The organism is Ruegeria sp. AB11, assembly GCF_056536325.1.
The window spans coordinates 1495438-1520826 of sequence record NZ_JBQFJO010000001.1 but is presented as its reverse complement, the minus strand read 5'-3'; the positions used below and the strand labels follow the sequence as shown (position 1 = coordinate 1520826).

Sequence of the window (25389 nt, the reverse complement as noted above, 5' to 3'; positions counted from 1 at the left end):
TGTTGGTAACGCTGCGACCGTAGCACAAAAACCGAACGGTTGGTCGATTAAAGGGTTGAATACTGCCTCAGTACGGTTCAGTCTCTGACTGCGTGGCAAATCGGGTTGAATGGACCACAACGCATATCTTTTCGGGAGGCAGGAACAAATGTCCCAGGTTATTGGCTATGAAAAAGTAGGCGACATCGCGGTTTTGTCGGCAAATAACCCGCCGGTAAATGCTCTGGGTGCAGAAGTACGCCAAGGCCTCTTGGCAGGGATTGAGCGTGCTGAAGCTGATGGCGTACGGGCCGTTTTGATTTACGGTGAGGGGCGGACCTATTTTGCCGGCGCTGATATTCGCGAATTCGGCAAGCCGCCACAGGATCCTTGGTTACCCGCGCTCTGCGATCGCATTGAAGCATCACCGCTTCTGGTGGTTTCATCTTTACACGGAACAGCGCTTGGCGGCGGGCTTGAGGTTGCACTGTCCTGTCACTACCGTATTGCGCCCCCATTAACAAAAGTCGGGCTACCCGAGGTCAACCTTGGCATCATCCCCGGCGCGGGTGGAACGCAACGATTGCCACGGGTTGCTGGCGTCGAGGCCGCATTGGACATGATCACCACAGGCCGCCATGTGCAGGCCTCTGAAGCGTTACAGATGGGCGTGCTGGACAAGGTTCAGGACGGAGATCCGCGCGAGATTGGGTTGGCCTTCGTACGAGATCTACTTGATACGGGCGCACCGCGCCGACCTGTCTGCGAAATGGCTAAACCAACGCCGATCGACTTTGACGCGACCTATGATGCCGTATTGAAGAAAGGACGGGGGCAGCTGTCGCCTGCGATTGCCGTGCGTGCTGTGCAAGCCAGCTGTGAAGCCCATGATTTTGCAGCAGGACAGGCTCGCGAACGGGAACTGTTCACCGAGCTGATGGCGTCAGATCAGCGAAAAGGGCTGATCCATGCCTTCTTTGCTGAGCGCGCTGTCTCCAAACTCCCGGAACTACAAGGGATCAAACCCCGCGAGCTTCATCAGATAGGTGTTGTCGGAGGAGGTACGATGGGCGCAGGCATCGCCACATCCGCTCTGCTGGCAGGGCTTTCGGTTGTATTGCTTGAAATGTCGGTGGACGCAGCCAAGGCTGCAAAAGACCGGATCGCAGCAAATCTGGCGGGTGCAGTGAAACGCGGAAAGCTGAGCCCGGACGCGCAAGTGGAAATTCTGGAGAACAGGATAACCCTGTCCACGGACTATGATGCGCTGAGTGGCGTTGATTTGGTGATAGAAGCCGTTTTTGAGGATATGGAGATCAAGAAACAGGTTTTTGCAAAACTGGATGCGACCTGTAAATCCGGTGCCGTGCTGGCAACAAACACCTCATATCTCGACCTGAACGAAATTGCAGCATCCACAGGCAGGCCCAGTGACGTGATCGGTCTGCACTTTTTCTCACCTGCACATGTGATGAAATTGCTTGAGATCGTTGTTGCGGACCACACTGCGCCCGAAGTTATTGCGACAGGATTTGCTTTGGGCAAACGGTTAGGGAAAGTATCCGTCAGGGCTGGCGTATGCGACGGTTTCATCGGTAACCGTATTCTCAACGCCTACCGAACCTGCGCTGATCACATGGTTCTGGATGGGGCAAGCCCTTTTCAGATTGATGCCGCGTTGACCGGATTTGGATTTGCAATGGGGCCATTTGCGGTTTCCGACCTTGCCGGGCTAGACATCGGTTGGGCCGCGCGCAAACGCAAACGGGCTTCGGGCCTGGACCCACGTGCGCGTGACAGCTTCTATGCCGATAAACTATGCGAAGCAGGGAATTTTGGTCAGAAGACCGGCAAAGGATATTATGTCTACGAGCAGGGGAATCGAAACAGAAGACCCAACCCTGAAATCATGCCTTTGATCGAAGCCGAGCGCGCCGCCAAAGGTATCTCTCCACGAGAGTTCACCGACGAAGAGATCGTGCGTCGTTATATGATTGCGATGGTGAATGAGGCGGCAAAGGTAGTTGGTGAGGGGATCGCCCGCAGACCACTGGATGTGGATATCACGCTGCTTTATGGCTATGGATTTCCACGATATTGGGGCGGACCATTGAAATGGGCCGACTTGCAGGGACTGTCAAACGTGTTGGATGACATTCGCCGGTGGTCAGGAGAAGATCCATATTATTGGCAGCCCGCGCCTTTGCTTGAAAAACTGGCAACCGAAGGTCGTTGTTTTGACGATCTCAACAAAGCAAGTTGAGATCTAGGCCTCCTTGCCCGCCAGATATTGAAATTGCCAATGTTGCCGGGCGGAGCAAGAGAAGGCGTTTCCAAAGAAACGCCAATACATGACAGGTGCGTTTGGGATTAGTTCAGTACACCTTCAGCAGCTGCGCGAACTGCACGAATATTGTCGCCATAAACAGACGGATTTGAAACTGACCCACCCTTGAAAACAGCCGAGCCAGCGACCAGCACATCTGCACCGGCGGCTGCAACCAGAGGTGCGGTGCTGGGATCGACACCACCATCTATTTCGATATGCACCGGGCGGTCACCAATCATCTGACGCAAACGGCGCACCTTGGCGGTCATATCAATGAACTTTTGCCCGCCAAAACCGGGGTTAACGGTCATAACACAAACCAGATCGGTCAGATCCAGCAGATGCTCTACCGCCTCAGCTGGTGTTCCCGGGTTCAAGGCAATACCTGCTTTCATCCCGGCGGCGCGAATGGCCTGTAACGTGCGATGCGAGTGCGGCCCGGCCTCAACATGAGCTGTGAGCACATCAGCCCCAGCATCGGCATAAGCCTGAATGTATGGATCGACCGGTGAGATCATCAGATGCACATCCATAACCGTCTTCACATGTGGTCGGAATGCTTTGACCGCCGGGGGGCCAAATGTGAGGTTGGGCACAAAATGCCCATCCATAACATCCACATGAACCCAATCGGCGCCTTGCGTTTCAATGGCCTGAATCTCTTGTCCGAAGTTTGCGAAATCTGCCGACAGGATCGACGGTGCGATCTTGATGGAACGGTCAAAGTTCATGGCGGGCCTCATGTGGATATGCAGTTGCGAGGGGATATATCTGTGATGGGCAAGGAGCGGTAGACCCGAGATACGAAAATCTTACCAGTCTCCCCTAACCTGCCGCCGCTCATCCAAGCCTCGGTACAAGTATCTTATTTATCGAGAGCGCGAGTGGGATTTCATACCTAAAAGTGAAAGCTATATGCGACTCAAATGTCGGTCGTCCTTCCGTTCAGGTATCAGTATTTCGCAACCAAGACCGCCGAGGCGTTCCGAAACGCCAAGTTTAAGCGTACCACCATAAGCCTTCAGCAGATCGACAGTAATAGCCAATCCCAAACCAGTCCCGCTGACAGAGGTATCCAGGCGCCCGCCAGATCGTAGCACGGCTGATTGCGCCTCTTCTGGAATGCCGGGTCCATCATCCTCAATACAGATTTTTATGTTGCGCCCATCACGATGTGCCGAGATATGAATTGTCGTTCGGCACCACTTCAGGGCATTGTCGAGAAGGTTACCCAACACCTCTTCAATGTCCTGAGTGTCGACGCTGACCCAAAGACCGGCTTGGTGGTCTGAAGTTAGAGATTTGCCTTCGCGCTCTGCCATAATTGAAAAAAATTTAGATAGCCTTTCGACCGAATTCGAGATATCCGTTCGCGAATGGGTCAATTCGGCGGTATTTGACGCACGCATGCGTGCAAGCGCTCGACCAAGTTGGGAATCTATACGTGCCAGCGCCTCTTCCGCGGGCCCGGTATCGGATCCGGATTCCGACAAGTTCAACAACTCGTTTCGGAGAATCGATGTTGGCGTCTTAAGTGCATGGGCCAGATCTGCGGCCTGACGTCGAGAACTCGAAACGATCTCGCGATTTCGGTGCAACAGCTGATTGAGGTCTTCCACAAGCGGCGATACTTCTTCGGGATAATCATCCGGCTTCAGGTCGTCTCCGTTGTCCCAGCGATGGGCAACGTCAGCACGCAATTTCCTGAGCGGGCCAATGACCGCAGACATCAACAAAAGAGAGCCCGCAACACCAATCAGCCCAACCAGCCCAAAGACTGGAAGCAGGTTTGATTGTGCAGCCCGACGTTCGCTTAGCAGTTCGAGCCTGCTTTCCGCAACGCTCACGCCCCATTCCGTTCCGTCTTCAAAGGTGATTTTCTGATAAATGCTGCGAACAGCTTCATTGTCTGGTCCTAGCGTGTTCCAAATGGTTGCTTCGTTGCCAGTACGCGTGGGCTCTGCGATCGTTTCGTCGAACAATGAGGCCGATGTATAGATGTCGCCTTTGTTATTCGTCACCTGCCAATATCTGCCTGAATAAGGCGTACCATATGCGGGGTCGAATATCAGCTCTCTCAGGACATCCGGAGTGTCGGTGGTGACACTTAGTCCAACAACTAACTGAGTGTGACGGTCACGTAACGTTTCATCAAACTGCTGGAGCACCCTCGTATTGATGTAGGAGAAAACGACCAACGTTCCGACACCTACCGACACTGTGGCAGTCGCAAGCCCACTAAGTAGGGCGCGATGGCGCAGCGATAGCATCAGGCGGTATCGATCATATAGCCGCGTCCTCTGACCGTAGTGATGAGATCAGGCCCCAATTTCTTGCGTAGCCGGGTAATGAATACGGCGATAGTGTTTGAATCTCGGTCACCGTCGTATTCGTATATATGTTCCGATAATTCAGTTCTGGAAACCATGCGCCCCAAGTTGTGCGCAAGGTAGGTTAGCACTGCAATCTCCTGCGCGGTTAGATCGACCGGAATCCCCGCAACACTGACTCGCCCGTTCCTGGTATCCAGCGAAACGTCTCCCATTTCGATAACCGGATTCAGCTGACCACTCTGCCTGCGTAGAATTGCCCGCACACGCGCGGCCAGTTCCGGCATGTGAAACGGTTTGGTCATGTAGTCATCTGCGCCCGCATCAAGACCATCGACACGCTCGCTCCAACCGTCACGGGCCGTCAGTATCAATACCGGTGTCTTAACACCTGAGCTGCGCCATTCGCGCAAAACGGAAATTCCATCCCGCTCAGGCAACCCAATGTCGAGTATGATCATGTCATATGGTTCGGTCGCGCCCAAATGAAGAGCGTCCGTTCCATTATGGGCCACATCCACCACACGCCCCTCGACCCCCAGAAGTTTTTTGATCTGTTCGCAGAGTTGGGGTTCATCTTCAGCCAGAAGTATTCTCATATCTTAAAACTACAGGCACAATCGCTTTGGTTTAAGTCCTAATTTCTGCCATTCCCGTTCCCACCGGAATTGCCGCCGCCATTACCCCCGCCGTTCCCGCCAGCATTACCTCCGCCGTTTCCGCCAGAATTTCCACCGCTGTTTCCACCGCTGTTACCGCCGCTGTTTCCACCGGCATTTCCACCGCCGCCTCCGGTATCATTTCCATTGCCACCAGCATTCCCATTATCACGGTTTGCAGCTGATCCGGGCCCATTGCGGTTACCACGATTGCTATTGGCTTTGGTCGAATTGGAACGCGCTGCTTTCGAAATCTGATTGCCGACCCCAGACCGGTTGGACACAACGGTGCCCGTCTGCGCATTCACAATCACGCTAAAGATTTTTCCATCCGGCTTTTTTACAAGAATTCGATAATAAATCTCACCCGCTTGAAACGCGCGGGCATCAACAGGTGTGCCTCCGTAAGTTTTTGCGACGCCTTTGATGACCCGTGCAAGCCGAATCGTATTACCCGATAGGGTCGCTTTGCGCAGTTCGCTCTGTTTAAGCTCACGGACGTCGGCGGTTGCTTCCCTAACAGGTAAAGCAACAAGCAAACTTACTACCGTCAATATAACCGCTGCACGCATCTACTTCCTCACACTTGCAGGTCAAAAGATACGTGAATCGACGTGAACCGGTGATGAACAAGAAGTTAGCCCTGCGTTCAAGCGCACTCAAGTTAAATGATTGAGAGATCAGACGATTCGTACGTGAATTGCAGCATTCGAACACAGCACGCCATTTCTTAGAATAAAGCGCCGCTGTTGTTCCACCAAGGAGACTGATATGAAAACCTCTATCCTCAGCCCCATAAAAGCCTCTGCAGTGGCTATCGCTTTGCTGGGATCGACCGCCGTTATTGTTGCAGTCGCAATGCCGGATGTTGCCATTGCCAAAGAAGGAAAAGGCAACGGCGGGGGTAATGGCGGCGGCAATTCCGGTGGAAACGGGAACAGCGGGAACAATGGTGGTGCCGACAAAGGCGATCGCGATTCAGCTGGTAACAAAAACAATAAGAAAGGGTCTGACGGAAACCGCAAAGTTGGAAATTCCGGAAAATCCATTTTCGGCGATTCAAAGAGCAAGTCTTCGCGTTCCACTTCAGAGAACCGCGGTCGATTTTCACTAAAAGATCTTTTTAATGGAAGCGGCAAATCAAAAGGCGCTGCAAATTCCAGGACACACACCACCAGCAGTGGGAAGCAAACATCCAAGACCAACAAGCAGACTACAGAAAACTTGATTGTCGAAGAATCTGTTCGCCCCGCAGTTCGGCCCACGGGTAACAGGATGGCGGCGCTTCTTGGTGCCCACCCTTCTGAACTGGGTGCGCTTAATGCTGCGAACGCAAGTGCGACAGCCTTGGCCAATGCTTCACCTAATTCACGTGTCGGAAGAATAGCGACATATCGTGACACGGTGCTGGCCGGAGATCTCTTGCGGGAGGATCTTGCAGAACAGTTGGAAGAGCTTACCGGGCTGGAACCACCAGAGCGTACTGTCGCGGAGATCGAAGAAGATTTAGAAGTCGCATTAGATGATGTTCAAACCAATCAAGAGCTTGTTGACGAACTTGAACAGGCTTTGGAAGATGCCGGCGGAACGGACCCTGTGATCGAAGAGCAACTCGAACAAGCGCGGATGGATCTGGAAGGTTCAATTGAGGAGGCGCAGGACCTCAATGAGGAACGTCAGGCAGCATTAGAATATGAAGAAGCGACAGAAGAGGTTCGGGAACTGGTTGAACTTGTTGAAGAACAAGAATTAGCCGAGCGCGAAGCCTTGGAAGCGGCGGCCAACAAACCTGTTACCGATGCCGTTGAAGAAGAGGTCAAGTCGCTTCTGGGTTTGTAATCGAAGCCGCAAATCTCAGGTATAACTTTCTAACGGTGCAGACAACTCACGGAAGCACCAAAGGCCGGGGCGGTCATTTACTTTATCATAAGCGGAATGGCCGCCCCTTGGTTTACTGGCATTGAACTATGCTTTGTGAGCTACAACCCACGATTTCTTATAGTACCAAAAGAAAGAACCCCGCCTAATTTAGGCGGGATTCTGTTGTCAATTCCGTTGTTTAGGACGAGTATCAGGAATTGAACAAGGGTCGACTGAACTACCTTCAGACGTTGGTTTGCGCCTCAGAAAGTCGCTTGTTTTTAATAATTTCTGTTAGTGCATTCTCGATAGGAGGGAAGCGACCGCTGATTGTAGGGCGTTTGGTTGGCAACTTGTCCGCAGCGATACTGCCAGAGGTTTGCATCACAGCAACAGTGTCGGGCTCTTCAGTCATAAAGGCAGACTTGATCATGCGTTTCCCCTCATTTGCAATTGAACAATAACTCGCTCGTTCAACTCTATAGAGCACTATGCCTCATCTCGGTTGAACGTCGCGAAAATACATTGTTCATGTTCGGTTAATGTTGTCCCCAAAACGAAAACAATGGGATAGTACGGCCGTTTGCCAGGGTTTGTTGCGCAGATCAGGGCATACCTTTGCTTCACTGGCGATCTGTCAATGGTCTTAATTGGCTATGCTAAATTGCTTGATTGACCCTCGTTTGCCTCAGTTCTCTCGAATTGTCGGCCTCCGGGATCGCCTAGTTGTGTTCAGCGCCCTGAGAGTGGTCCTTTGTTCAAGCCTACAGTGTTATTTATTGGCCCGCACCTCTCGGGTGATTTCTTGATTGGGGTCGTAGACACTAGAAACCGCTTAAGCGCTCGATAAGCCAGTACATTGAAACCGATCCGATGCCATAGGCGGTGAGAACGACCGGTCCTCGACCAGTCGGCGAGGCAACCAAGCGCCAAATCGCAGTGAAGACGGCCAGCGCAGCGATGAAACTCAACTGACCAGCCTCAACACCGAGATTAAATGCCAGCAACGCTGCCGGAATATCGTTTGGTGGTAGTCCAATTTCTGCCAGGGCACCTGCAAAACCAAGGCCGTGCAAAAGGCCAAACCCAAAGCAAACAATCCACGGTTTTTGCTTGGAAAGTCGGAAGCGACCTTCACCACCTTTGACAATCTCCATCGCCAGAAACACGATTGAAAGCGCGATTACTGCTTCGACCGGTGGCCCAGGAACATTCAAAATACCAAAGGTCGCCAGCGCCAGAGTTATTGAATGCGCTAGTGTAAAAGCTGTTACGGCTCCTACCAGTCTCCAGACATCTCGGACCAGAATAAACAGCGCGAACACGAATAAAAGGTGATCCCAGCCTTCCAGTATGTGTTCAAATCCCAATTGAAAATAGGATACGAAAACTGACCATGTCGTCTGTTCAGGAGGTATGGTTTGGATTGCTGTATCTGAGGTGAGACGAAGGGTCGTCGGTGCGGTCTCTAAGGGGTGCAAGCGCACCAAAACATCGTTTCTTTGTGCCTCCAAGCCTTCAATCGCAATGGATTTCCCCGCAATATCTTCACGACACTCCATGACCCATGATGAAACCCAGGCCCGACTGTCACGTGTTGCTTCCGGACCACGTGACGGAGCGCAACCATTTGGCAGCACTGCGTCAATCGCCATTGGCTGACCATTCACATCGGGCTTTCGCCAATGAACGCTCCATGTGTTTGACGCGATTTGACGGATTTCCAAATATCCCGGATCAAGCGCATGTGCGTTGGCGTCGGCTTCGGGCCACACGAACAACAACGCAATTAACATACAGACCAAATGTCTCATTTGGTTGGTCCCGCGATATCGGGCACCACAATCTCATAGGCATCAGCAAGCGCCTCATATTGCGCTTTTGCCAGATCTGCACTCATGGTGCGACGCCAATCCTGTAGGACCGCTTTGCGTATCTCTGATAACGGCGGTATTTGAGCAGACTCGATAGCGACCACTTGAACAAGATGAACGCCGTAACCTGATTGGATCGGCCCTCCCCATTGACCTGGTTCGAGTTCAGTTAGACCGTTCGAAAACCCGGCGCCAAACACCGAGTCGACAACCCGAGTTGCAGTCAAAGGCATTGAGGCAGGCAGTAATGTTGAACGCCCAAATTCAGGAAGCTCTTGTTCCTCACGCACCGCGCTCAACGCGTTTGCGATCGCAGCGTCACCTGGCGCTTCGCCAAGAAAGATCTGATTGAAGGCTACCTTTTTGGACGTCGCGTATCTTTCACGGTTCTTCTGAAGATAGGCCTCCAAATCTTCGTCTTCAGGGGTAACTGATGCAGCAATCGCTTCAGTAAGAAAATCCATCTTTTGGCTTAGCCGCGATCTGATCACGCTATCTCCGCGATCCAGCCCAAGCTTTCTTGCTTCTCTGACCAAAACTTCTTCACGAATTGATGCATCGATCAACGCTTGCAGTTCAGCTTCGTTTGGTTGGCGTTTCCACCTGGCCTCAAATTGAGTAACCAGAAGCGCGACATCATCTTTGTCGATTGATATTGTCACGAGATTTTCGGTGGTCTCATTTTCCGGCGCGACTATATGGAACCAAATGAATATAGCCGCCCCAATCAGGAAGAAATGAAACAAAGGTTCTTTCAATAGGCGCATGCAGGCTCCTGCGTGAAATGCATCTGGTTCTACGTACCAATGCTGACATCAGCGAGTTAATTTTTGCAATAAAGTAGGCTCTTGTCGCGCTGCAGAATTATAGGCTTCTGCCGAGGCAACTATCGCCACCTCGACTTATACTAATGTGATTAATGCTGATCACTCTGCCGGCGTGTACCAAATCGGTGATGAATACGCGCGTTCCTGATGCGTCAGCACCGCATCCTCGGGCAAGTCGATACCATATCTTAGCTTGTCATACAGTATCCAACGCGGAGTCGGAATTTCCAATGCGCGTACATAATAAAATGCCCGTGCATTTGGGTCGAATTCAGGGTCGGACCAAACGGTCACAAGCTCGGAGGCACCGATTGTGTTGGCCCAACTGGCGGCTTCAACATCCACTGTATTTCCCACAGCGGGAACCTTTCCGCTATCATCTGCAACACGATCATCCGACCACGCAACGTCGTAGACCTTTTCCTGCAGGGCGCCTTCAGAATCAAGCCAGCCTTTGATCACCTGCACACGATCCAAGTTAGCACCCACAGGGTCGCGCAGCGCAGCGATCAGGAATGAAGGTGCACCATCTCCCTCGCGTGGGCGCATGTCCGAACCCATTGGAACGCCTTTGGTATAACCAACATTAGCAAGAAAACGGGTCTCAACATCAGCTTCACTGAAATCCCAACCACCAAAAAACCTCAGACCGATCCGAGGACCTGTTGTCGCGTATGTCTCACGTCGTTTAAACGCGTCGAAAATCGCAGCACGCGTATTGTCGGTGGCCCAAACTGCCGTGTATCCGGATGCCACCAAAAGGTCGCCCGGTATTTCACCGAGATCATTCGCAATGAAAGGGTGCTTGATCCGCGAGGCCGACGGTTCAACGCTGACCGACTTGCCAAAGAAGTTGTCTTCTTCGGCAGTGGCCAAAGACGTATGGCTGTCCGTCGCGCCCCCCATGCCAAATTTATAGGGATTCACGCCAAACTTTTCTTCCAGCAGCAATCCTCGTTTCAGAGCTTCTCGGGCGTACTCCCCTGCTAGCATGTCATCGGTCTTCAGCTCGGTTATGTCGAGATTGCCGACGTCCCAGTTCTCGTAATCCGCAAATTCGTCGTCTGGGCTCAGGAACGGATGCGCTTCTCCGTCACCTTTGATTTGAGTGACTTCATAATGAGGCTCCCATTTTGCGCGGGCGGCTACGTAATCCGCGTCGACCTTGCCACCGTGATAGGTATCTTCGGTTGGGAACATCCACCCGTTTGAAAGGTTGCCGTTATGTGCAAACGCAACTGCGCGTCCTCCGGTTTTCTCCTGATATTCTTCAAGCCAAGCATATAGCGCTTTTGGATCGGTATCGCCGTAGGGTGGTTGTGTGACCGGTGGCACCATCTGCAAGGCACGGATTGGCCCATCGCGCAGCATGACGTTCCGGTGCAGGTTGAAACCCTTAGGCACCGAAGTCCATTCGAACCCGATGAATGCAGTAAAATTACCCGGGTCGTTGTGCCGCTCGGCCGCAAGGACAATATGTTCCCAGGTAAAGGAAAAAGCGTCGGCGCCGGGGCTGTAAGACTCCAACAGAACTTCTGGCAGGGTCATTTGCGAGAAATTGGTAATTATGTCGAAGGCTGTTTTCCCGGCCTCTTCGCCTCCTGCTTTGTAGCCTTCGTACCATTCCAGCCCTTTTGGATCAGCCAGAACACCGGGTTTACCAGCTTGCAAATCCGGAGCAAAGCCCATGAGGTCCGTATGATCTGTCAGAACCATCCAATCCAATGGTCTGGCCAGCCTTACGGGCTGCCCTGTGGAGGAAATGACCTGCTCTCCCTTTGCAAAACGCCAAGCTTCATCGGGTAGCAGGGTATTTCCAAATGCTCCCGCATCTAATGACAGCCCGGTGTGTAGATGTGTATCACCCCAAAGCGGGCGTTCAGGGAAAGAACGCTGTGCGTACGGCGAATATGGTTGATTGGAAAACAAACCTTCGACTGCCTGTTCGCTTGGAACAGCGTCAGAAAGCACAACGGTCGGCGCAAGAATAAGAGTTAGAAAACAAGCAGAAATTCGATACATAATGCCCCCCAAAAAGCAAAAAATACTCAGCGAGTTCCCAGAGTCTTTTGTGACTCCAATATATTCGATTTTTATGATATCATATCTAACGGGCTCGTGGAAAAAATTTTGCCGCTAAGTCTTTGAGCTAATTGTATTCGAGGCGGTCGGCTCCTCGTTCCCGGATCAAAACTGCTGACTTTCGCCCTTGAATACGTGTCCAACAGTCTGGGGAGCACCGGAGCGGACCACAATTCGATTGCTCCGGTGATCGGCCAAATTTCATGTTGAACTCAGGGGTTTTCCCACCAATCGGTCGGCTTGGCGCGTTTGCCGCGGTTACGGTCAAGCCAAAGGGCAAATCTGCGCAAAGGTGAAAGCGCCAGTGCCAACCAGAAACGATGGCGCAATAGCGTAAAGTCGCGGTTGAACGGACAGACGCGCATGCAAATTGCACAGTCGGAGGACAGTTTGGCCCAAAACCCAAAGCACTTAGCCGCGTCGGAAGTCCACTTGCGCACACCCTTTATGGCCGAGAGATCCTCGGTTGTCTCCGGCGCTCCGTAAGGGAGCGCTTTGACCGGGCAGGCATCTGCGCATTTGGTGCAAATGCTACAGAAAGCACGTACGCCCAAAGGCCTGGGGGGATCATGTGCCAGTGGAAGATTGGTGAATATCTTGGAGAACCGCAATCGCGGACCATATTCAGGTGTTATCACCATCTGGTTGCGGGCATATTCTCCCAAGCCCGCCTTGATCGCATAAGGGATCACGAGACCGGTGTCATTCATAGAGGCCGTGGCCTCATAGCCCAGATTACGGATGTAGGCTGCAAGCTGCATCACGATACTGGCCTCATGGGAGTATTCGCGTCCAGTGGCAGCTCCCGCGAGGGCAGACGGATATGTAGCCACAAGGTCTTCATCCATCTGATGGCCCATCACGATGACGGATGTCATGCCATCCGGCAAATCGTTGGGCGCATCAGAGAAGTCGCGAGTGTCAACTCGGGTCGCGTAAAGCCAACGGTCATCCATATCGGTGATGCCACAGAGATCGGCCCCAAAGAATTTCGCAATTCGTTTAACCTCCCTTGCCATCGCGACAGGGTCGTCTATCGGGTGCTGTGTCGGAGCCACAGGTGTGTCATTGTTGATGGGGGCTTGGAAGCCCTCGCGCCTGCCGGTCTCCCCTCCTCTTTCGGAGATCAAGTCTGAAATCAACCAAGCCGCGTTTCTAAGCGCAAAGTCGCGTTGGGTGAAACCATCCCCACGACGCGGAATGGCTTCCATGCGATACGAGGCAAAGAAGGCGTCGGTCTGTTTGCTGCGGATACGCTCATCCCAAAAAGCGCGGGTAAATATATCATTACGCTGATTGAAGCGCTCAAAGTCATCGGTGACATCAATGCCTGCGGCGGCATCGTCGGGTCGTTGGGGGTGGTTGGAGGGATAGCCCATTGCGAGACGATGCAGCGTGATAGGTCAGTTGTCAAAGGGGAGCAGATGCAACGCTTACATTTGCCCGTCTGAGTTTCCGGTTATGTTGCTGAGGAGGATTGATCGTGAAGCAAGCAGTTTGGTGGACTGTTTGTAGATCGAACGGGTTGTTTGGAATTTGGTTGCGGGAGCAGGATTTGGCCTTTGCCGAACAGCAACGAAACTTTTCACCTAACAAGCTATCTATGTGTAGCCCTTGGGCGTTCGTGCAGGGCCATAAAGAAGGAACTCTAGAAGTTGATTGATTGAAGCGGTCGACAGATGGCCACTCCGCTTGGGTAAATTCAAGACCAAGGTTGTCCCGGAGACCAACGCCGTGCAACCCCTGCAATGAAATGGCCGAGGTGACCGACCATTGTGTCCGCATGGCAGACATCAGGCTGAAATCACTGAACATCCGCTTCGAGCCCACTTTGGCCGATGATGCGCGTTGCCCGAATTACGGAAATAAGCAGCCAAGCGTTGCGACAGCAACTATGACGCTTTGCATCGACAACGATGCGACGCGTTTCATCAGTATCTGATCAGAGTATCCAATATAGCTTCCCGCGTTGCGTCATCATTGTGGAAGATCATGCCGACGAGAAACTCAGATGGAAACTCCGGCCACGTTTTTCGCATTTCGGTGATAAGTCGCTGAGCTTCTTCGGTATGTCCCAACTGATCGTGCGCAACGGCTTGGAACAGGAGAGAAGGAGCACTTACAGGCGCACCGGCTGCGGGTGCTCCTTCAAATGCTTCGACAACCCTTTCGTAGTTCCCGAGCATCAGTTGCGATACACCCCAAATATTTCGCGCGCCAAAGCGGCCCGATCCTGACCTGTATCTTTCTGGATCGCTAACCTCAGCCGCAAGATCCGGAGCGTTCGCCATGATGGCGGTGATGCCAACAAGATCCAGAATATGACCATCATTCGGCGCAAGCTCGACCGACAGTCCCGCGTATTTCATAGCTTCGACTGGTTTGTTTTGGGTGGCCAATACCCAACCATTTGCACCGTTTGCCCACGCATCGGTGGGAGATAGATCAAGCGCTCTTCCGGACATCTCGGCAGCTTGGTTAAAGAGGACGTCTCGTTGTGCCTTGTCAGGAGACAGCATGGCCAAAGTCGCCAGGACCTGCGCCGATCCTGCATAGCCGTCGGAGAGTGCGGGGTCGAGTTCCACGGCATGCCTAAACATTCCCAGTGCTATTTTCTGGCGCTTGATATCAAAAACAGGAAAAAACATGCCTCGGGCTTGATCCGCAAGATTAGCCGCCTGAAGCCTTGTCAAAGACTGCTCGCCAAGCGCGCTTCGCTCAGCCTGTTCGATGGTTTGCGCTGAGGGCAAAACCACCTTGTTATTCCGAGCGAGCCAAAATCCAGTCACCGCAATCAACGCCAGGCAACCCAGCCCAATTGGTAGCACTTGCTGTAGACGTCGATGCCTGCCAAGCAAATCGCTGTCTTGAGCGTTTGTGTTTTCGCCTTCTGTCGCCCTTCCTTGCGAAAACCGTGGCTTGTATCCGCCGGAATCAACAAAAATTCGAACTCCCTGACCGTCCCATTGATCTTCATAAAACTCATGTAGCAGTCTCCGCAGTCGCCTGGCTTCGACGCGGACAAGGTTTCGACCACCGGTGCCATCAATGCTCCGACCATAGACTTCGACCGCGATTGCTTTGCCTCGGATCTGGGCACCGCGACCTGCGAGAGTTTCTTCGACCACGTAAGTAAGAAACTGCTGGAGTCGAGGCGAAGCCTGGAACGCTACGCCGGAAACAACGCTCTGAAGTGCTTGTCGAACAAGCTCCGGCGATGGCGGTGCAACATCTTGATCTATCGGCAATTCATTGGCTTGGTTCAAAGCAAACTCACCCCCAACTCACGGTGACTCACTTGGCGCATGCCGTCAACCGCACTCATCTTGATGTGAGAATAGATAGTGGGAACCGGGGATTATCCAGTGACTTGGGAACTGAGTGACGAGCTTCCAGATCTTTCCGATGCGCTTTCAGGGCGTATCGAAACGGATGCGTTGCTCAGCGAGGCAATCGAAGACCTAAGGAAAGTTACTGCGCTGTTGGATGACACATCGATCACAGCCACAGAGCGCGCGGAATGGGCCCACATCAGATCCGAACTCGTGAACGAGCTTCGCCGGATGGTGAAGCGCAACCTTCATAGCATTTCCAACTAAGGGCACAGCCATGACAAAAGAAGACAACGGCAAAGAACTTAAGAACGAACAAATCCAGAAATCTGACGACATCGAAAACCCCACCCGGCGACACGTTATGCAGGGACTGGCAGCAGGTGCGGTCGCAACCGGTGCCGTTAGCTACGGTACAGGAACTGCACAGGCGCACCCCGGTGATGGGCCACTGGGCGAAAGCCTAAAGAACCCTTACGGCGGTCGGCCTGCCGGGGGCATCACTCTGCCGGAGTACTTCCGTCCTACCGAATACATGACAGGTTCGAACGCGAACTATTTCCCGCTGTCCGAGGACCTCGGGCCCGACGAAATGCGGATATCGTTCTGTGGTTCGACGCCATTTCCGCCCCGCGAAGATCAGGCTGGAACCTGCATTATGGTCGAGTTGGGGAACGGAAAGAGGTTCTTCTTCGATTTCGGTTCGGGCTGCGTCCGCAACATCATCGGGATGCAGGTTCCAGGTCAGTTGATCAACGACATCTTCATCACGCATCTGCATGTCGATCACTATGCAGACATCCCTTACATTTACCCATTTCGGGCTTGGTCCGGAGGATACACACCGCTGCGCATTCACGGCCCCTCTGGTCGGACACCAGAGCTTGGTACAGCCGGAATGGTGAAAGGCATGCAGCAGATGCTCAAATGGCATCTTGAGGCCTTCGATGTGTTCCCGATTGGGGACGGCTACGAGATCGAAGTTAACGAATTCGATTTCCGCCAAGAAGGCGGCATTGTTTATGACCAAGATGGCGTGACTGTTCGGTCCTGGCCTCGTAGCCACGCCAAAGACGGTGCTGTGGGGTATCGGCTGGATTGGAATGGCCTGAGCTTTGTTTGGACCGGCGATGGCCGCCCTGATGAACTGAGCCTTGAATACGGAAAAGGCGTCGATGTGTTTGTGACCGAAATGTCCGGACAGGATATCGGTCAGTTGATGACCTACAAATACGGTTTGCCGCAAGAGCTGTTCAACTACACAATCGATACGCACCATACATCGCACTATGCGGTCGGTAAGATGATGGCTGAGGCGCGCCCGCGGCTTGCAATGGTAACCCACTATACGCAAGACGAGGACATCGATGCCGAAATGCTGGCGGGAATCCGTGCCCACTACGATGGGCTGTTCGCTTGGGGTTTGGACGTCGCCGTCGTCAACGTCACCAAAGATGCAATCTGGTATCGGAAGGCGACACTTCCCGGAAAATCTGGTTCGGTCGCGCCATTCCGCGAATTGGGCAAGATGGAAGCAGAAGGCAAGATCACATTGCCAGATGAAATCAAGCCGCCAGCACCGCGGTCATCACGTGCTGAACAGCAAGACCAGAAGTACCGGGACATGGAGATCGATCCTAAAGAATACTACCCAGCTGATGTATTCCGGGCTCCCGATCCAGAGTGGCCCAGTGATTTCGTAATCAAGGTCGATGACGTGATCCCGAACCGCAAGAAGAAGGCGGAGTAACGACATGATCGAATTTGGGTCGTCTTCCGCAATCCCCGTAACGATCCTTACCGGCTTTCTTGGAGCCGGTAAGACAACACTTTTGAACCGCATCCTGACAGGCAATCACGGGTTGCGGGTTGCGGTTCTGGTGAATGACTTTGGATCAATAAACGTTGACGCTGACTTGGTCGTCGGTCTCGAAGATGATGTGATGAGCCTTGCGAATGGCTGCGTTTGCTGCTCGATCCGAGATGACCTGATCGAAACGGTAGAAGCCGTTCTCGCCCGGCCTGAGAAACCAGAATACATCGTCCTTGAAGCAAGCGGAGTGTCGGATCCATCGTCAATCGCGATGACATTTACAGATCAAAAGTTTCGGGACATGATCCGCTTGGACAGCCTCATGTGTCTTGTCGATGCGGAACAACTATTTGCTGCACCAGAACAAATGGAACTGAAGCTCCGTCAAATTGCGTTTTCGGACATGGTTATTTTGAACAAGGTCGACCTCGTCGACAGGGCGGCTGTTCAAAGGGTGCACGATTGGCTCGGATCTCGCTTCCGTCGATATCGCCTGGTCGAAGCTGTCAACGCAGACGTCCCACTGGATATACTTCTTTCAGTTGGTCGTTTTGCCGCCGAACAGCTAGAAACAGAAATACCCGATCATCACGAGCATGGACCGGATTGTGGTTGCCACCACTCTGATCACTCGGACAGCTTCTCAACAACTATGATGAAAGCTGAACACCCGATAAGCTTGTCTTCTCTTCGGAGTGCAATTCGAAAGCTTCCGGGCGACGTTTATCGCCTCAAGGGCTTTGTTTTTAGCGAGGAGGATCCGGATCATCGCATTCTTGTACAGGTTGTCGGAAAGCGCATGGACATCGCAAGGGATGGCGCATGGGGCCACCGAAAACCCGAAACAAGGCTTGTTGCAATAGGTGCACCTGGGGCACTTTCGGAATACGAGCTTTCCGATGCGTTGTTGGCGACCGCATAGCAGCAAGTTAGACCAAACTTGTTTGCGTGTGTTTCTTGAATTCCTACACGTAACAGCTCGTAAGCCCGCAGCGCCGCGGACCAAACATGGAGAAAAACCTAATTGCTGAAGCAGTTTAGGAAATGGAGCCAAGCGATCAGATTGTTCGCACCTGCCACTGCGTTTGTCTTGTCAGGCACGGCTTTATGCGCAAAGGACGTCTCAAGTCGAGAACTTGAAGATACAACTCCAAACCTCGGATTGCCGAGTTCAGCTGGAGGGCAAGAGGCCGAGTTGCTTTCTGCGTTCCACGGGCTCGAGGCGTTGCCCCGTGTAGCAAATCTGATTTGCAGAGGTTCCAGGGGCAAAGACGGGATGCCTGTTATTTTTTCTACCCAGGTAGATCTGGAAACTTTGCAGGCTGGTGACTTCAGAGTCATAACAAAGTCAGGCCAGATCGGAACAATGCACTGCGCGTCAGTGTTGCCTGCTACCGATCCCGGTGAATTGCGCACTGTGCTTCTCATCGGGGATTTTGGTAACGTTTCCGAGGATCCACCGGTTGAAGTCGAGATTATTGGACACCTTCATTCCATCGATGGAACGCTTGATTTTCGAGGTGCCACTGTCGCCGTGACTCCTCTGGAAGACGGGCCGTCATTGATCTTTGCCGAGGTTGTTGAAGATTGGACTTTGGTCGGAAATTTGGGGCCACGCCGAACCAGAGGAAGCCTTTGTCCAAGTGAAAACATCGTACAGGCCATTCGGGTAACTTGGGCGGGTGGCGTTACGCTGGCTAACGGCAAGGAACCTGGCAATGTGGAACGTGATCTGTACAGTATCATCGTAGAGGTCGAAGATGGATCTCAACGCACAGTTACGCCCGCAGCGCTGGCCGATCTGGGTGACGGGGACAATAACCACATGCTCTGCCTTGATACTAAAGATCGACCTATCTCGGTTTCCTTTCCAGCCGGCGTTTTGACGGATCCGAACGATGATCTGAACCCAGAAACCAGCGTAATTGTCTCAATATCCAATTAAGAAACGGCTTTACGATCGTTCGAAGGGACGCTTGGCCGAAAATTCTCGGCCGGGCCGGTTAAGGGTGTTGCAGCGGCGAATGAGAATGAACGGACTTGTTCACATCTCGGATATTTCAAAATCGGTTTTGAAGGTCCGCTTTGGGTTGAGAGCGGTCATTGCTTTGTGCTGAGTGGACGGCGACTCTGTCTATGGTTTGTGGCTGCTGTCAGCGCGAGCTGCAGCGGCGACAAATCCGACAAGGAGGAAAGCGCGGGCTGTTTTGGAGCTATGGGGATTGTGGGCTACAGCTGGGATGCCGAATGTTTAGAGTGAACGGCTGCTTGACGACGGGCGGTGTATGAGAGCCTTTTTTCCCGATACTGCCTGATTGGATGGCCTCTCGCCATGAGGTTGCGGGCCTGATGGCGCGCATGATTTGGAGAGGTGGCCGCACTGAATGGTCCGGTGCCTTTTCGTTGCGAGGCCGATTGGGTTGGGCTGTTCATGCGGCATCCTCCCATGGTGGTGCCAGGATTTGGGTGCTTGGCCGCGCAGGAAGACCTCGATAACGATCATGGTACTGCCGCATTTTGGGCAAGACTGGTGCGCGGGTCGATCATCGCATTCGGCGCTGGTTACCTCATCCGGTGTTTGATCGGGCTTTGGCTCTGCATTCAGCAAACGCCTGATCTTCGCGATCCTGTTGCGACGAATGCCGTTAGCCAGAAAGCCCGAGTTTCTGATGCGGTGGAAGCCGAATGGCAGAACGTGGATCAGGAAGCGGCGGATGAACTCGTCCGTTGGCAAGCGCATGACCTTCATCCTGTCTCCGCGTTTGATGCGATAGTCGTTCCACCGGAAGACCACGGTGCCCGCGTCGGCACTGACCAGACGATGGTTGGAGATCGCCACGCGGTGGGTATAACGGCTTAGATAGGCCAGCACCGCTTCCGGCCCGCCGAAGGGCGACGACCCAATCGGTTTTGCGCAGCGGCGCGAGATGGGCAGCGAAGGTATCCGGGTCTGCCAATCCCACCAGATTACCGAAGAAGCGCAGCTTACCTGCCTTATGCAATCTGACCAGCCCATCGAGGAACAAGCGCCGAAACAGCCTCGACAGGACATTCACCGGCAGAAAGAACCCCGGACGGCAACCGATCCAGGAGGTGCCATCCGGCGACAGCCCGCCTCCCGGCACGATGACATGCACGTGCGGATGATGGGTCATCGCTGATCCCCATGTGTGCAGCACCGATGTCATGCCGATCCGAGCGCCCAGATGTTTGGTGTCAGCAGCGATGGTCAGGAGCGTCTGCGCGGATGTCTTGAACAGCAGACCGTAGACCGCTGCCTTGTTCTGATATGCGATGTCGGCGATCTGGGATGGCAGGGTGAAGACCACGTGGAAGTACTCGGCCGGTAGCAGATCTTCCATCCGTGCCTGCATCCAGTCCTGTGCTGCGTTGCCCCGACACTTCGGACAGTGTCGATTGCGACAGGAGTTATAGGCGATGTGGTGATGATCACACTTTGTGCAGGCCGCAACGTGCCCGCCGAGCGCGGCGGTCCGGCAATTCTCGATGGCAGACATCACTTTGAGCTGCGGCAGGTTCAGGTGTCCGGCATGGTCCCGACGATAGGCAGCCCCATGGGCGCGGAAGATATCCGCAACCTCCAGTTTTGGCCGGGGTATCTGGGCGCGACCTAACCGGGACCGGCCTCCCGGCTCACCAGCAGATCAAGTGGGCTGGTCACATCTTGAATCGTCTTGGTCGCCACCTTCGTGTAGATCGTCGTGGTCTCCAGTTTGGCGTGTCCCAAGAGAACCTGGATTACACGTATGTCCGTCCCGCCCTCCAGCAGATGCGTCGCAAAGCTATGCCGGAGCGTGTGAGGCGACACCTTCTTCTTGATCTCGGCGAAGTCGCGCGCCACCGCGAAGGCCCGGTTGAACTGTTTAGTCGATATCGGATCGACCCGGTTGCGCCCGGGGAACATCCAACCTGCGGGCCGGGCCTCACGGTAATAGTCGCGCAGAAGTTCCAACAAGCTCGGCGACAGCATGACATGACGGTCCTTGCGACCCTTTCCTTGATCGACGCGGATTAACATCCGGTCGCTGTCGATGTCGCCGAGCTTCAAATGGGTGACTTCGCTGGCGCGCAGCCCGCCGCCATAGGCAACGCTGAAGGCTGCGCGATAACGAAGACCTGGTCCGGGCGCGGCCTCCAGAATGCGCGACACTTCCTCCGCACTCAGCACCACCGGGATCTTCTTGGCGGCCCGTTGATACCGCATATGCCGCTTCATCTCCGGGCGCGGGCACGTGGTCGCAAAGAAGAAACTCAGCACCGTCAGACGGTTGTTGAAGGTTGGCGCACCGACACCCCGTTCCTTCATATCAAGCTGGAACGCTCGCAGTTCCTCCGGCGTTGCGCTATCGGGTGCATGCCCCAAAAACCGGGTGAAGTCCCGCATCGCACGCAGATACATCGTCTGCGTCTTTGCTTGCAGTCCCTTGATCTGCATGTCTTCGACAAAACGTTGGCGTAGTTTAGGAACATAATGATCTGACATCGAAACCTCCTGTCATCAGATTGAGAAGGTCCCAATCGTCAGACAGGCGCGCCTATCCACCAAATCCACCGCTCAAATCAGCGCGTAAGTCCCGCCACAATCGCCATTACCGCGAGAGCGGTTTCGTCCATGTCCCGCAAAGCGGTCATTCGGGACTGGCGCGGCGAAGGTCTGCTTACAGAGAAAATGGGCCTATACCTATGAGAGAGCACTTGGAACTTCAGTAAAACTCACCCGAGTATCTCGATGTAGTTTCTATTTTTCTGTTTGCGTGCCGATTGCATGACGCTCTGTCAAACCAGATGCCGGGACTGAACACCTAGCTTTGACCGATGATCCGCTCATAAATAGTGGTTACTGCCAGAATGATCAGGCCGAAGATAAGAATCCGCACCCCCTGAGGCATCTGTAAAAGCGTTAGCATAGTATCAACAACGCGCAGAATGAGCGCACCGACAATTGCGCCGCCATAGCTTCCTCTCCCTCCAAAAATTGAAGTACCGCCAATTACTGCTGCCGCGACCGATGGCAACAATAGTGGGTTCGCCAGGCTGAGTGATGGGGTCCGGATCATCCCGAGATAAAGCAAACCCGCGAGCGCTGCGATCAAACCGGATAACGCGTAAAGAGCCACCAAAACCTGCCACGAACGGACACCCGAAACCTTCGCCGCATTTTCGTTTGAGCCAAGCGCAAACAACAATCGTCCGAACCCGGAAAACCGCATCACCCATAGAATGCCAACAGCGAAGGGCACAAACAAAAACAATCCGTTGGGTAAACCAAATGTCCGTCCGGTACCCAACCACAAAAGCATCTCAGGAATTTCGGTGCCTGTCGAAATTACGAACCGCTGATAAACCTGCAGGCACCCTGTTGCAATCAGGCCGGTTCCAAGCGTCATAATCAATGGGTGAACACGAACGACGCCGGCCCCAATCCCGTTGACCAAACCGACGAGCCCCCCTGCCCCCAAGGCTATCGTGATCGCAAGGGGCACCCCAATGAGCGGTGAAAGAGTTGCGCAGACAAATGCTGCCACTGTGGCGACAACCCCAGCCGACAGGTCGATACCGGCCGTCAACATGGTCAAGACCTGACAGGCAGCCAACATGGCCAGCGGAATTGCAAACTTAATCAGGTTGCCTACCCAGAAGATTGATATCAATCCATCTCGCCCGCCGCGTAACGGAATGATCATTCCTGGTTTCATGACCTCCAGTACTGCAATCAAGAAGACCAGCAACGCGATCAATGGCATGACAGGATTGGCTCTGACGAACCGGCCGAAGCGCACCGTCATCGTTACATCAGACACCATACTCATGCCCTGGCTCCCTTATAGGTTACAATGGTGGCAAGCATGACGACGGCGACCATGACCGTACCTTCCACAATTGTCGTTACATTAGGGTCCACGCCCGCCAAGGTCAGGATTGTTCGGATTATTCTCAGGACGAAAACCGCGATGATTGGCCCCAATAGACCGCCACGACCGCCCCCAAGCACTACCCCGCCCAAAACGACAGCCGCGACCGACGCCAAAAGGTATGGTCCTGGGACCGGCTCTCCGATCCCGGTCAGAGATGCTAGGCTCAATCCTCCAAGTGCACAGAAAACCCCGCATATACCGTAGGCGAGTACTCGAGTTCGCCCGACAGCTACGCCGGAACGAAACGCAGCGCTCTCTAGGCTACCTGTCGCATAAATCGCCAGACCTGTTTTGGATTTTCGCAAAGGCATCCAGATCACTACGACAAGGAGCACCATCAGAACAAAAGCCTTCGGCAGCCCGGGTATCAGGATATCCCCGCTGATGGCTTGTCGCAGCCAGTCAGGTACGCTCCCACCCGGTGATTCCAGTATCAGTAATGCTGTCCCTTCCCACACGAACAGCATGGCTAAGGTCACCACTATGTCCGGAACACGGGTCAGAACGATTAAGGCACCATTGATCGCTCCCATCGCGGCACCTAACAACAGGACCACGACGAGGCCACTAAGCCCACCAATTTCCGGCATCAAGACTGCTGCGGTAACTGAGCAAACAGCCATCATAGAAGCGACCGACAGATCAATACCACCGACCAGAACCACAACGGCCATGCCTGCCGTCGCAAATGCAAAAGGCAATGCGGCACGCGACAGGCTTTCGAGGCCTGATATACCGAAGTCCGGCTGAATCGACCTCGCCACGGCCATCAAGACCAGAAAGAGAACGAGCAGCCCAAGGCTCCACGCGTTTCGCAAAAAAAGCATCTTCACGCCACTTTCTCCGTTTTCGAAAGCCCGTATGCCGCTCGCATTAGGGTCTGTTCGTTGGCCTTTTCAGCGTCGATCACATCAACGACCCGACCATTGAAAATTACCACCGCGCGGTCACACGCCAGCGGGACCTCCTCCAACTCGGATGTGTAATACAAGACGGCTGCCCCCTGTTCCGCGAGCTCGCGGACAAGTGGATAAATCTGGCGCTTCGTTCGCACATCGATGCCGCGCGTCGGATCGAATAGCAGAAGCGTTTCGACGCCTTTGGCAAGCCATCGGCCAATGGTGACCTTTTGTTGGTTTCCACCCGACAATCGTTGAACTTCACCTTGCGCGCGTGTGTCGATCTGCAAGCGTTCAATCGCATGTGCCACGCGCGATTTCTCGTGCCGTCGTTTCAGAGCCCCCCAATTGCGCATACGCGCCGAGAACGGCAAGGCTATGTTTTCGTGGATAGAGCGCTCGGCCATTAGCGCATCGGCCCGATCACCGGGCACAAACGTCAATCCCAGTGCGATCGCGTCGGCTGGGTGAAAGAAACTCACAGGGTCGCCGTTGACTTCGATGATCCCTGCAGACGGCTTTTCGAACCCTGCAAGAACGTCAAACAGTTCATCCTGACCCTGACCCTCGAGGGCTACCACGCCAAGCACCTCCCCGGCAAAGAGATCAAAGGACACATTTTCGAGCTTTGGCCCGGCAGTGATCTCTTTGACACGTACGCGCGGTGTCTCAGTTCGAAAACCGCTTTCCTTGCCGACCTCGCGTTGTCCAAGTTCGATCTTGGCACCCAGCATCAGTTCAACCACCCGGTCTTCAACGCCGGGTTCAATCTTTAACTGGCCCACGGTTTTTCCGTCTCGCAAGACTGTTGCGGTATCGCAAATGGCAGAAATTTCTGTGAACCGATGGGATATGTAGACCACACCGCAACCCTCGTTGGCCGCCTTCCGCACGACTGAAAGAACACGCTCAACCAAATCTGTTGGGAGGGCCGCTGTCATCTCGTCTAGCAGCAAAACGTCCGGTTTCGACGCGAGCGCCCTTGCAAGATCGAGAACGCGGAGCGTTGCCAGTGGTAATGCGGAAATCATCGCTTCTAGCGACAGGTCTAAGATCCCCAAGTGCTCTACAAAATGTTTGAAATCTCCCACCGGTGTATTCGTGAGCCGGAGATTATCGATGACACTTAAGTCGGGCACGAGCGACGGTTCTTGATATACCGGGACTAGTCCCGATGCCCGCGCCTCGGCCGGTGATCCCACATGGGCGGCGGTGCCTTTGATGAGTACCTCGCCTCCATCTGGGCGAAGCGCACCGGTCAATATCTTTACGAATGTCGATTTACCTGCACCGTTGGCCCCCATGAGAGCCACGATTTCACCCGCGCTCACATGCAAACTGGCATCGGTCAACGCGTGTACGGCACCGAAACTCTTCGATACACCGGCAGCATCTAGAATGTGTTGAGATGGTTTGACAGTTGACATCGTCTATCTCAGTTCTAAGTGACCGACCCCCGATAGATTTCG

The 25389-nt window shown here is 53.7% G+C and carries 21 protein-coding genes and 1 pseudogene; 6 read left to right on the top strand and 16 right to left on the bottom strand.

The window, feature by feature from the left end; translation table 11 throughout:
• Positions 1–148 precede the first annotated feature (148 nt).
• Positions 149–2242 carry a 3-hydroxyacyl-CoA dehydrogenase NAD-binding domain-containing protein gene (locus ACR3EJ_RS07725; protein ID WP_170545817.1) on the top strand — a complete coding sequence of 698 codons (2094 nt, stop codon included), beginning with the start codon at positions 149–151 and terminating at the stop codon, positions 2240–2242.
• A gap of 107 nt (positions 2243–2349) precedes the next feature.
• Here the strand turns inward: ACR3EJ_RS07725 and rpe are convergent, their stop codons facing one another.
• The 4 genes from rpe to ACR3EJ_RS07705 form a co-directional block, all read right to left on the bottom strand.
• Positions 2350–3039, bottom strand: coding sequence for a ribulose-phosphate 3-epimerase (gene rpe, locus ACR3EJ_RS07720; RefSeq protein ID WP_170545820.1), 690 nt, complete (start codon positions 3037–3039; stop codon positions 2350–2352).
• A 180-nt stretch (positions 3040–3219) separates the two neighbouring features.
• Complete coding sequence (locus ACR3EJ_RS07715; RefSeq protein WP_170703643.1) at positions 3220–4578, bottom strand: sensor histidine kinase; 1359 nt, start codon at positions 4576–4578, stop codon at positions 3220–3222.
• Complete coding sequence (locus ACR3EJ_RS07710; protein WP_170545826.1) at positions 4578–5237, bottom strand: response regulator transcription factor; 660 nt, start codon at positions 5235–5237, stop codon at positions 4578–4580. The genes ACR3EJ_RS07715 and ACR3EJ_RS07710 overlap by 1 nt, the downstream gene beginning before the upstream one ends.
• 31 nt (positions 5238–5268) lie before the next feature.
• Entirely contained in the window at positions 5269–5493 is a 225-nt protein-coding gene (locus ACR3EJ_RS07705) for a hypothetical protein (protein WP_170545829.1), read from the bottom strand.
• A 575-nt stretch (positions 5494–6068) separates the two neighbouring features.
• Between ACR3EJ_RS07705 and ACR3EJ_RS07700 the strand changes: the two genes are divergently transcribed.
• A complete protein-coding gene (locus ACR3EJ_RS07700) occupies positions 6069–7136 on the top strand; it encodes a hypothetical protein (protein WP_170545832.1) in 1068 nt (355 codons plus the stop codon).
• Between the two features lie 265 nt (positions 7137–7401).
• On the opposite strand, the gene ACR3EJ_RS07695 is transcribed toward ACR3EJ_RS07700, so the two are convergent.
• From ACR3EJ_RS07695 to ACR3EJ_RS07665, 7 genes are all read right to left on the bottom strand, one after another.
• Positions 7402–7590, bottom strand: a complete 189-nt coding sequence (locus ACR3EJ_RS07695) for a hypothetical protein (protein WP_170545834.1) — start codon at positions 7588–7590, stop codon at positions 7402–7404.
• Positions 7591–7981: 391 nt separating this feature from the next.
• Complete coding sequence (locus tag ACR3EJ_RS07690; RefSeq protein WP_260023161.1) at positions 7982–8971, bottom strand: HupE/UreJ family protein; 990 nt, start codon at positions 8969–8971, stop codon at positions 7982–7984.
• On the bottom strand, positions 8968–9798 hold the full coding sequence (locus ACR3EJ_RS07685) for a peptidyl-prolyl cis-trans isomerase (protein ID WP_170545837.1): 831 nt from the start codon (positions 9796–9798) through the stop codon (positions 8968–8970). Before ACR3EJ_RS07685 ends, ACR3EJ_RS07690 begins: the two co-directional genes overlap by 4 nt.
• A 159-nt stretch (positions 9799–9957) precedes the next feature.
• The gene (locus tag ACR3EJ_RS07680) at positions 9958–11880 is read right to left on the bottom strand and encodes a DUF3604 domain-containing protein (RefSeq protein ID WP_170545840.1); all 1923 of its coding nucleotides are present in this window, start codon (positions 11878–11880) and stop codon (positions 9958–9960) included.
• A 272-nt stretch (positions 11881–12152) separates the two neighbouring features.
• Positions 12153–13319: a 4Fe-4S double cluster binding domain-containing protein gene (locus ACR3EJ_RS07675; RefSeq protein ID WP_170545843.1), complete on the bottom strand. Its 1167-nt coding sequence runs from the start codon at positions 13317–13319 to the stop codon at positions 12153–12155.
• Positions 13320–13871: 552 nt separating this feature from the next.
• Positions 13872–14696: a tetratricopeptide repeat protein gene (locus tag ACR3EJ_RS07670; RefSeq protein ID WP_170545845.1), complete on the bottom strand. Its 825-nt coding sequence runs from the start codon at positions 14694–14696 to the stop codon at positions 13872–13874.
• A 38-nt stretch (positions 14697–14734) separates the two neighbouring features.
• Positions 14735–14986 carry a hypothetical protein gene (locus tag ACR3EJ_RS07665; RefSeq protein WP_170545848.1) on the bottom strand — a complete coding sequence of 84 codons (252 nt, stop codon included), beginning with the start codon at positions 14984–14986 and terminating at the stop codon, positions 14735–14737.
• A 319-nt stretch (positions 14987–15305) separates the two neighbouring features.
• Here ACR3EJ_RS07665 and ACR3EJ_RS07660 point away from each other — a divergent pair, with 319 nt between their 5' ends.
• The 4 genes from ACR3EJ_RS07660 to ACR3EJ_RS07645 all read left to right on the top strand — a co-directional run bounded on the left by ACR3EJ_RS07660 (position 15306) and on the right by ACR3EJ_RS07645 (position 19030).
• Positions 15306–15539 carry a hypothetical protein gene (locus ACR3EJ_RS07660; RefSeq protein WP_170545851.1) on the top strand — a complete coding sequence of 78 codons (234 nt, stop codon included), beginning with the start codon at positions 15306–15308 and terminating at the stop codon, positions 15537–15539.
• A 10-nt stretch (positions 15540–15549) separates the two neighbouring features.
• Positions 15550–17022, top strand: coding sequence for a guanitoxin biosynthesis MBL fold metallo-hydrolase GntH (gntH, locus tag ACR3EJ_RS07655; RefSeq protein ID WP_170545854.1), 1473 nt, complete (start codon positions 15550–15552; stop codon positions 17020–17022).
• 4 nt (positions 17023–17026) lie between these two features.
• Positions 17027–18007 (top strand): CobW family GTP-binding protein, encoded by a 981-nt coding sequence (locus ACR3EJ_RS07650; protein WP_170545857.1) that lies wholly within the window; start codon positions 17027–17029, stop codon positions 18005–18007.
• 444 nt (positions 18008–18451) lie between these two features.
• Complete coding sequence (locus ACR3EJ_RS07645) at positions 18452–19030, top strand: hypothetical protein (RefSeq protein ID WP_480422907.1); 579 nt, start codon at positions 18452–18454, stop codon at positions 19028–19030.
• A gap of 484 nt (positions 19031–19514) precedes the next feature.
• Here ACR3EJ_RS07645 and ACR3EJ_RS07640 read toward each other — a convergent pair.
• The 5 genes and pseudogenes from ACR3EJ_RS07640 to ACR3EJ_RS07620 form a co-directional block, all read right to left on the bottom strand.
• A pseudogene (locus tag ACR3EJ_RS07640) lies at positions 19515–20705 on the bottom strand (IS91 family transposase).
• 11 nt (positions 20706–20716) lie between these two features.
• On the bottom strand, positions 20717–21589 hold the full coding sequence (locus tag ACR3EJ_RS07635; RefSeq protein WP_170546198.1) for a site-specific integrase: 873 nt from the start codon (positions 21587–21589) through the stop codon (positions 20717–20719).
• Between the two features lie 319 nt (positions 21590–21908).
• Complete coding sequence (locus ACR3EJ_RS07630; RefSeq protein WP_170547620.1) at positions 21909–22916, bottom strand: ABC transporter permease; 1008 nt, start codon at positions 22914–22916, stop codon at positions 21909–21911.
• Positions 22913–23848 carry an ABC transporter permease gene (locus tag ACR3EJ_RS07625; protein WP_170547633.1) on the bottom strand — a complete coding sequence of 312 codons (936 nt, stop codon included), beginning with the start codon at positions 23846–23848 and terminating at the stop codon, positions 22913–22915. Before ACR3EJ_RS07625 ends, ACR3EJ_RS07630 begins: the two co-directional genes overlap by 4 nt.
• A 2-nt stretch (positions 23849–23850) precedes the next feature.
• Entirely contained in the window at positions 23851–25347 is a 1497-nt protein-coding gene (locus ACR3EJ_RS07620) for a sugar ABC transporter ATP-binding protein (RefSeq protein ID WP_170547622.1), read from the bottom strand.
• Between the last annotated feature and the right edge of the window lie 42 nt (positions 25348–25389).

Coding starts and splice junctions, on each gene's coding strand:
- ACR3EJ_RS07620 (WP_170547622.1), bottom strand. CDS start 25,347: ATGTCAACTGTCAAACCATCTCAACACATTCTAGATGCTGCCGGTGTA.
- ACR3EJ_RS07690 (WP_260023161.1), bottom strand. CDS start 8,971: ATGAGACATTTGGTCTGTATGTTAATTGCGTTGTTGTTCGTGTGGCCC.
- ACR3EJ_RS07635 (WP_170546198.1), bottom strand. CDS start 21,589: ATGTCAGATCATTATGTTCCTAAACTACGCCAACGTTTTGTCGAAGAC.
- gntH (WP_170545854.1), top strand. CDS start 15,550: ATGACAAAAGAAGACAACGGCAAAGAACTTAAGAACGAACAAATCCAG.
- ACR3EJ_RS07650 (WP_170545857.1), top strand. CDS start 17,027: ATGATCGAATTTGGGTCGTCTTCCGCAATCCCCGTAACGATCCTTACC.
- ACR3EJ_RS07725 (WP_170545817.1), top strand. CDS start 149: ATGTCCCAGGTTATTGGCTATGAAAAAGTAGGCGACATCGCGGTTTTG.
- ACR3EJ_RS07685 (WP_170545837.1), bottom strand. CDS start 9,798: ATGCGCCTATTGAAAGAACCTTTGTTTCATTTCTTCCTGATTGGGGCG.
- ACR3EJ_RS07625 (WP_170547633.1), bottom strand. CDS start 23,848: ATGCTTTTTTTGCGAAACGCGTGGAGCCTTGGGCTGCTCGTTCTCTTT.
- ACR3EJ_RS07700 (WP_170545832.1), top strand. CDS start 6,069: ATGAAAACCTCTATCCTCAGCCCCATAAAAGCCTCTGCAGTGGCTATC.
- ACR3EJ_RS07665 (WP_170545848.1), bottom strand. CDS start 14,986: ATGGCACCGGTGGTCGAAACCTTGTCCGCGTCGAAGCCAGGCGACTGC.
- ACR3EJ_RS07675 (WP_170545843.1), bottom strand. CDS start 13,319: ATGGGCTATCCCTCCAACCACCCCCAACGACCCGACGATGCCGCCGCA.
- ACR3EJ_RS07705 (WP_170545829.1), bottom strand. CDS start 5,493: ATGGGCCCGGATCAGCTGCAAACCGTGATAATGGGAATGCTGGTGGCA.
- ACR3EJ_RS07715 (WP_170703643.1), bottom strand. CDS start 4,578: ATGCTATCGCTGCGCCATCGCGCCCTACTTAGTGGGCTTGCGACTGCC.
- ACR3EJ_RS07680 (WP_170545840.1), bottom strand. CDS start 11,880: ATGTATCGAATTTCTGCTTGTTTTCTAACTCTTATTCTTGCGCCGACC.
- rpe (WP_170545820.1), bottom strand. CDS start 3,039: ATGAACTTTGACCGTTCCATCAAGATCGCACCGTCGATCCTGTCGGCA.
- ACR3EJ_RS07630 (WP_170547620.1), bottom strand. CDS start 22,916: ATGAGTATGGTGTCTGATGTAACGATGACGGTGCGCTTCGGCCGGTTC.
- ACR3EJ_RS07695 (WP_170545834.1), bottom strand. CDS start 7,590: ATGATCAAGTCTGCCTTTATGACTGAAGAGCCCGACACTGTTGCTGTG.
- ACR3EJ_RS07645 (WP_480422907.1), top strand. CDS start 18,452: ATGCACTGCGCGTCAGTGTTGCCTGCTACCGATCCCGGTGAATTGCGC.
- ACR3EJ_RS07710 (WP_170545826.1), bottom strand. CDS start 5,237: ATGAGAATACTTCTGGCTGAAGATGAACCCCAACTCTGCGAACAGATC.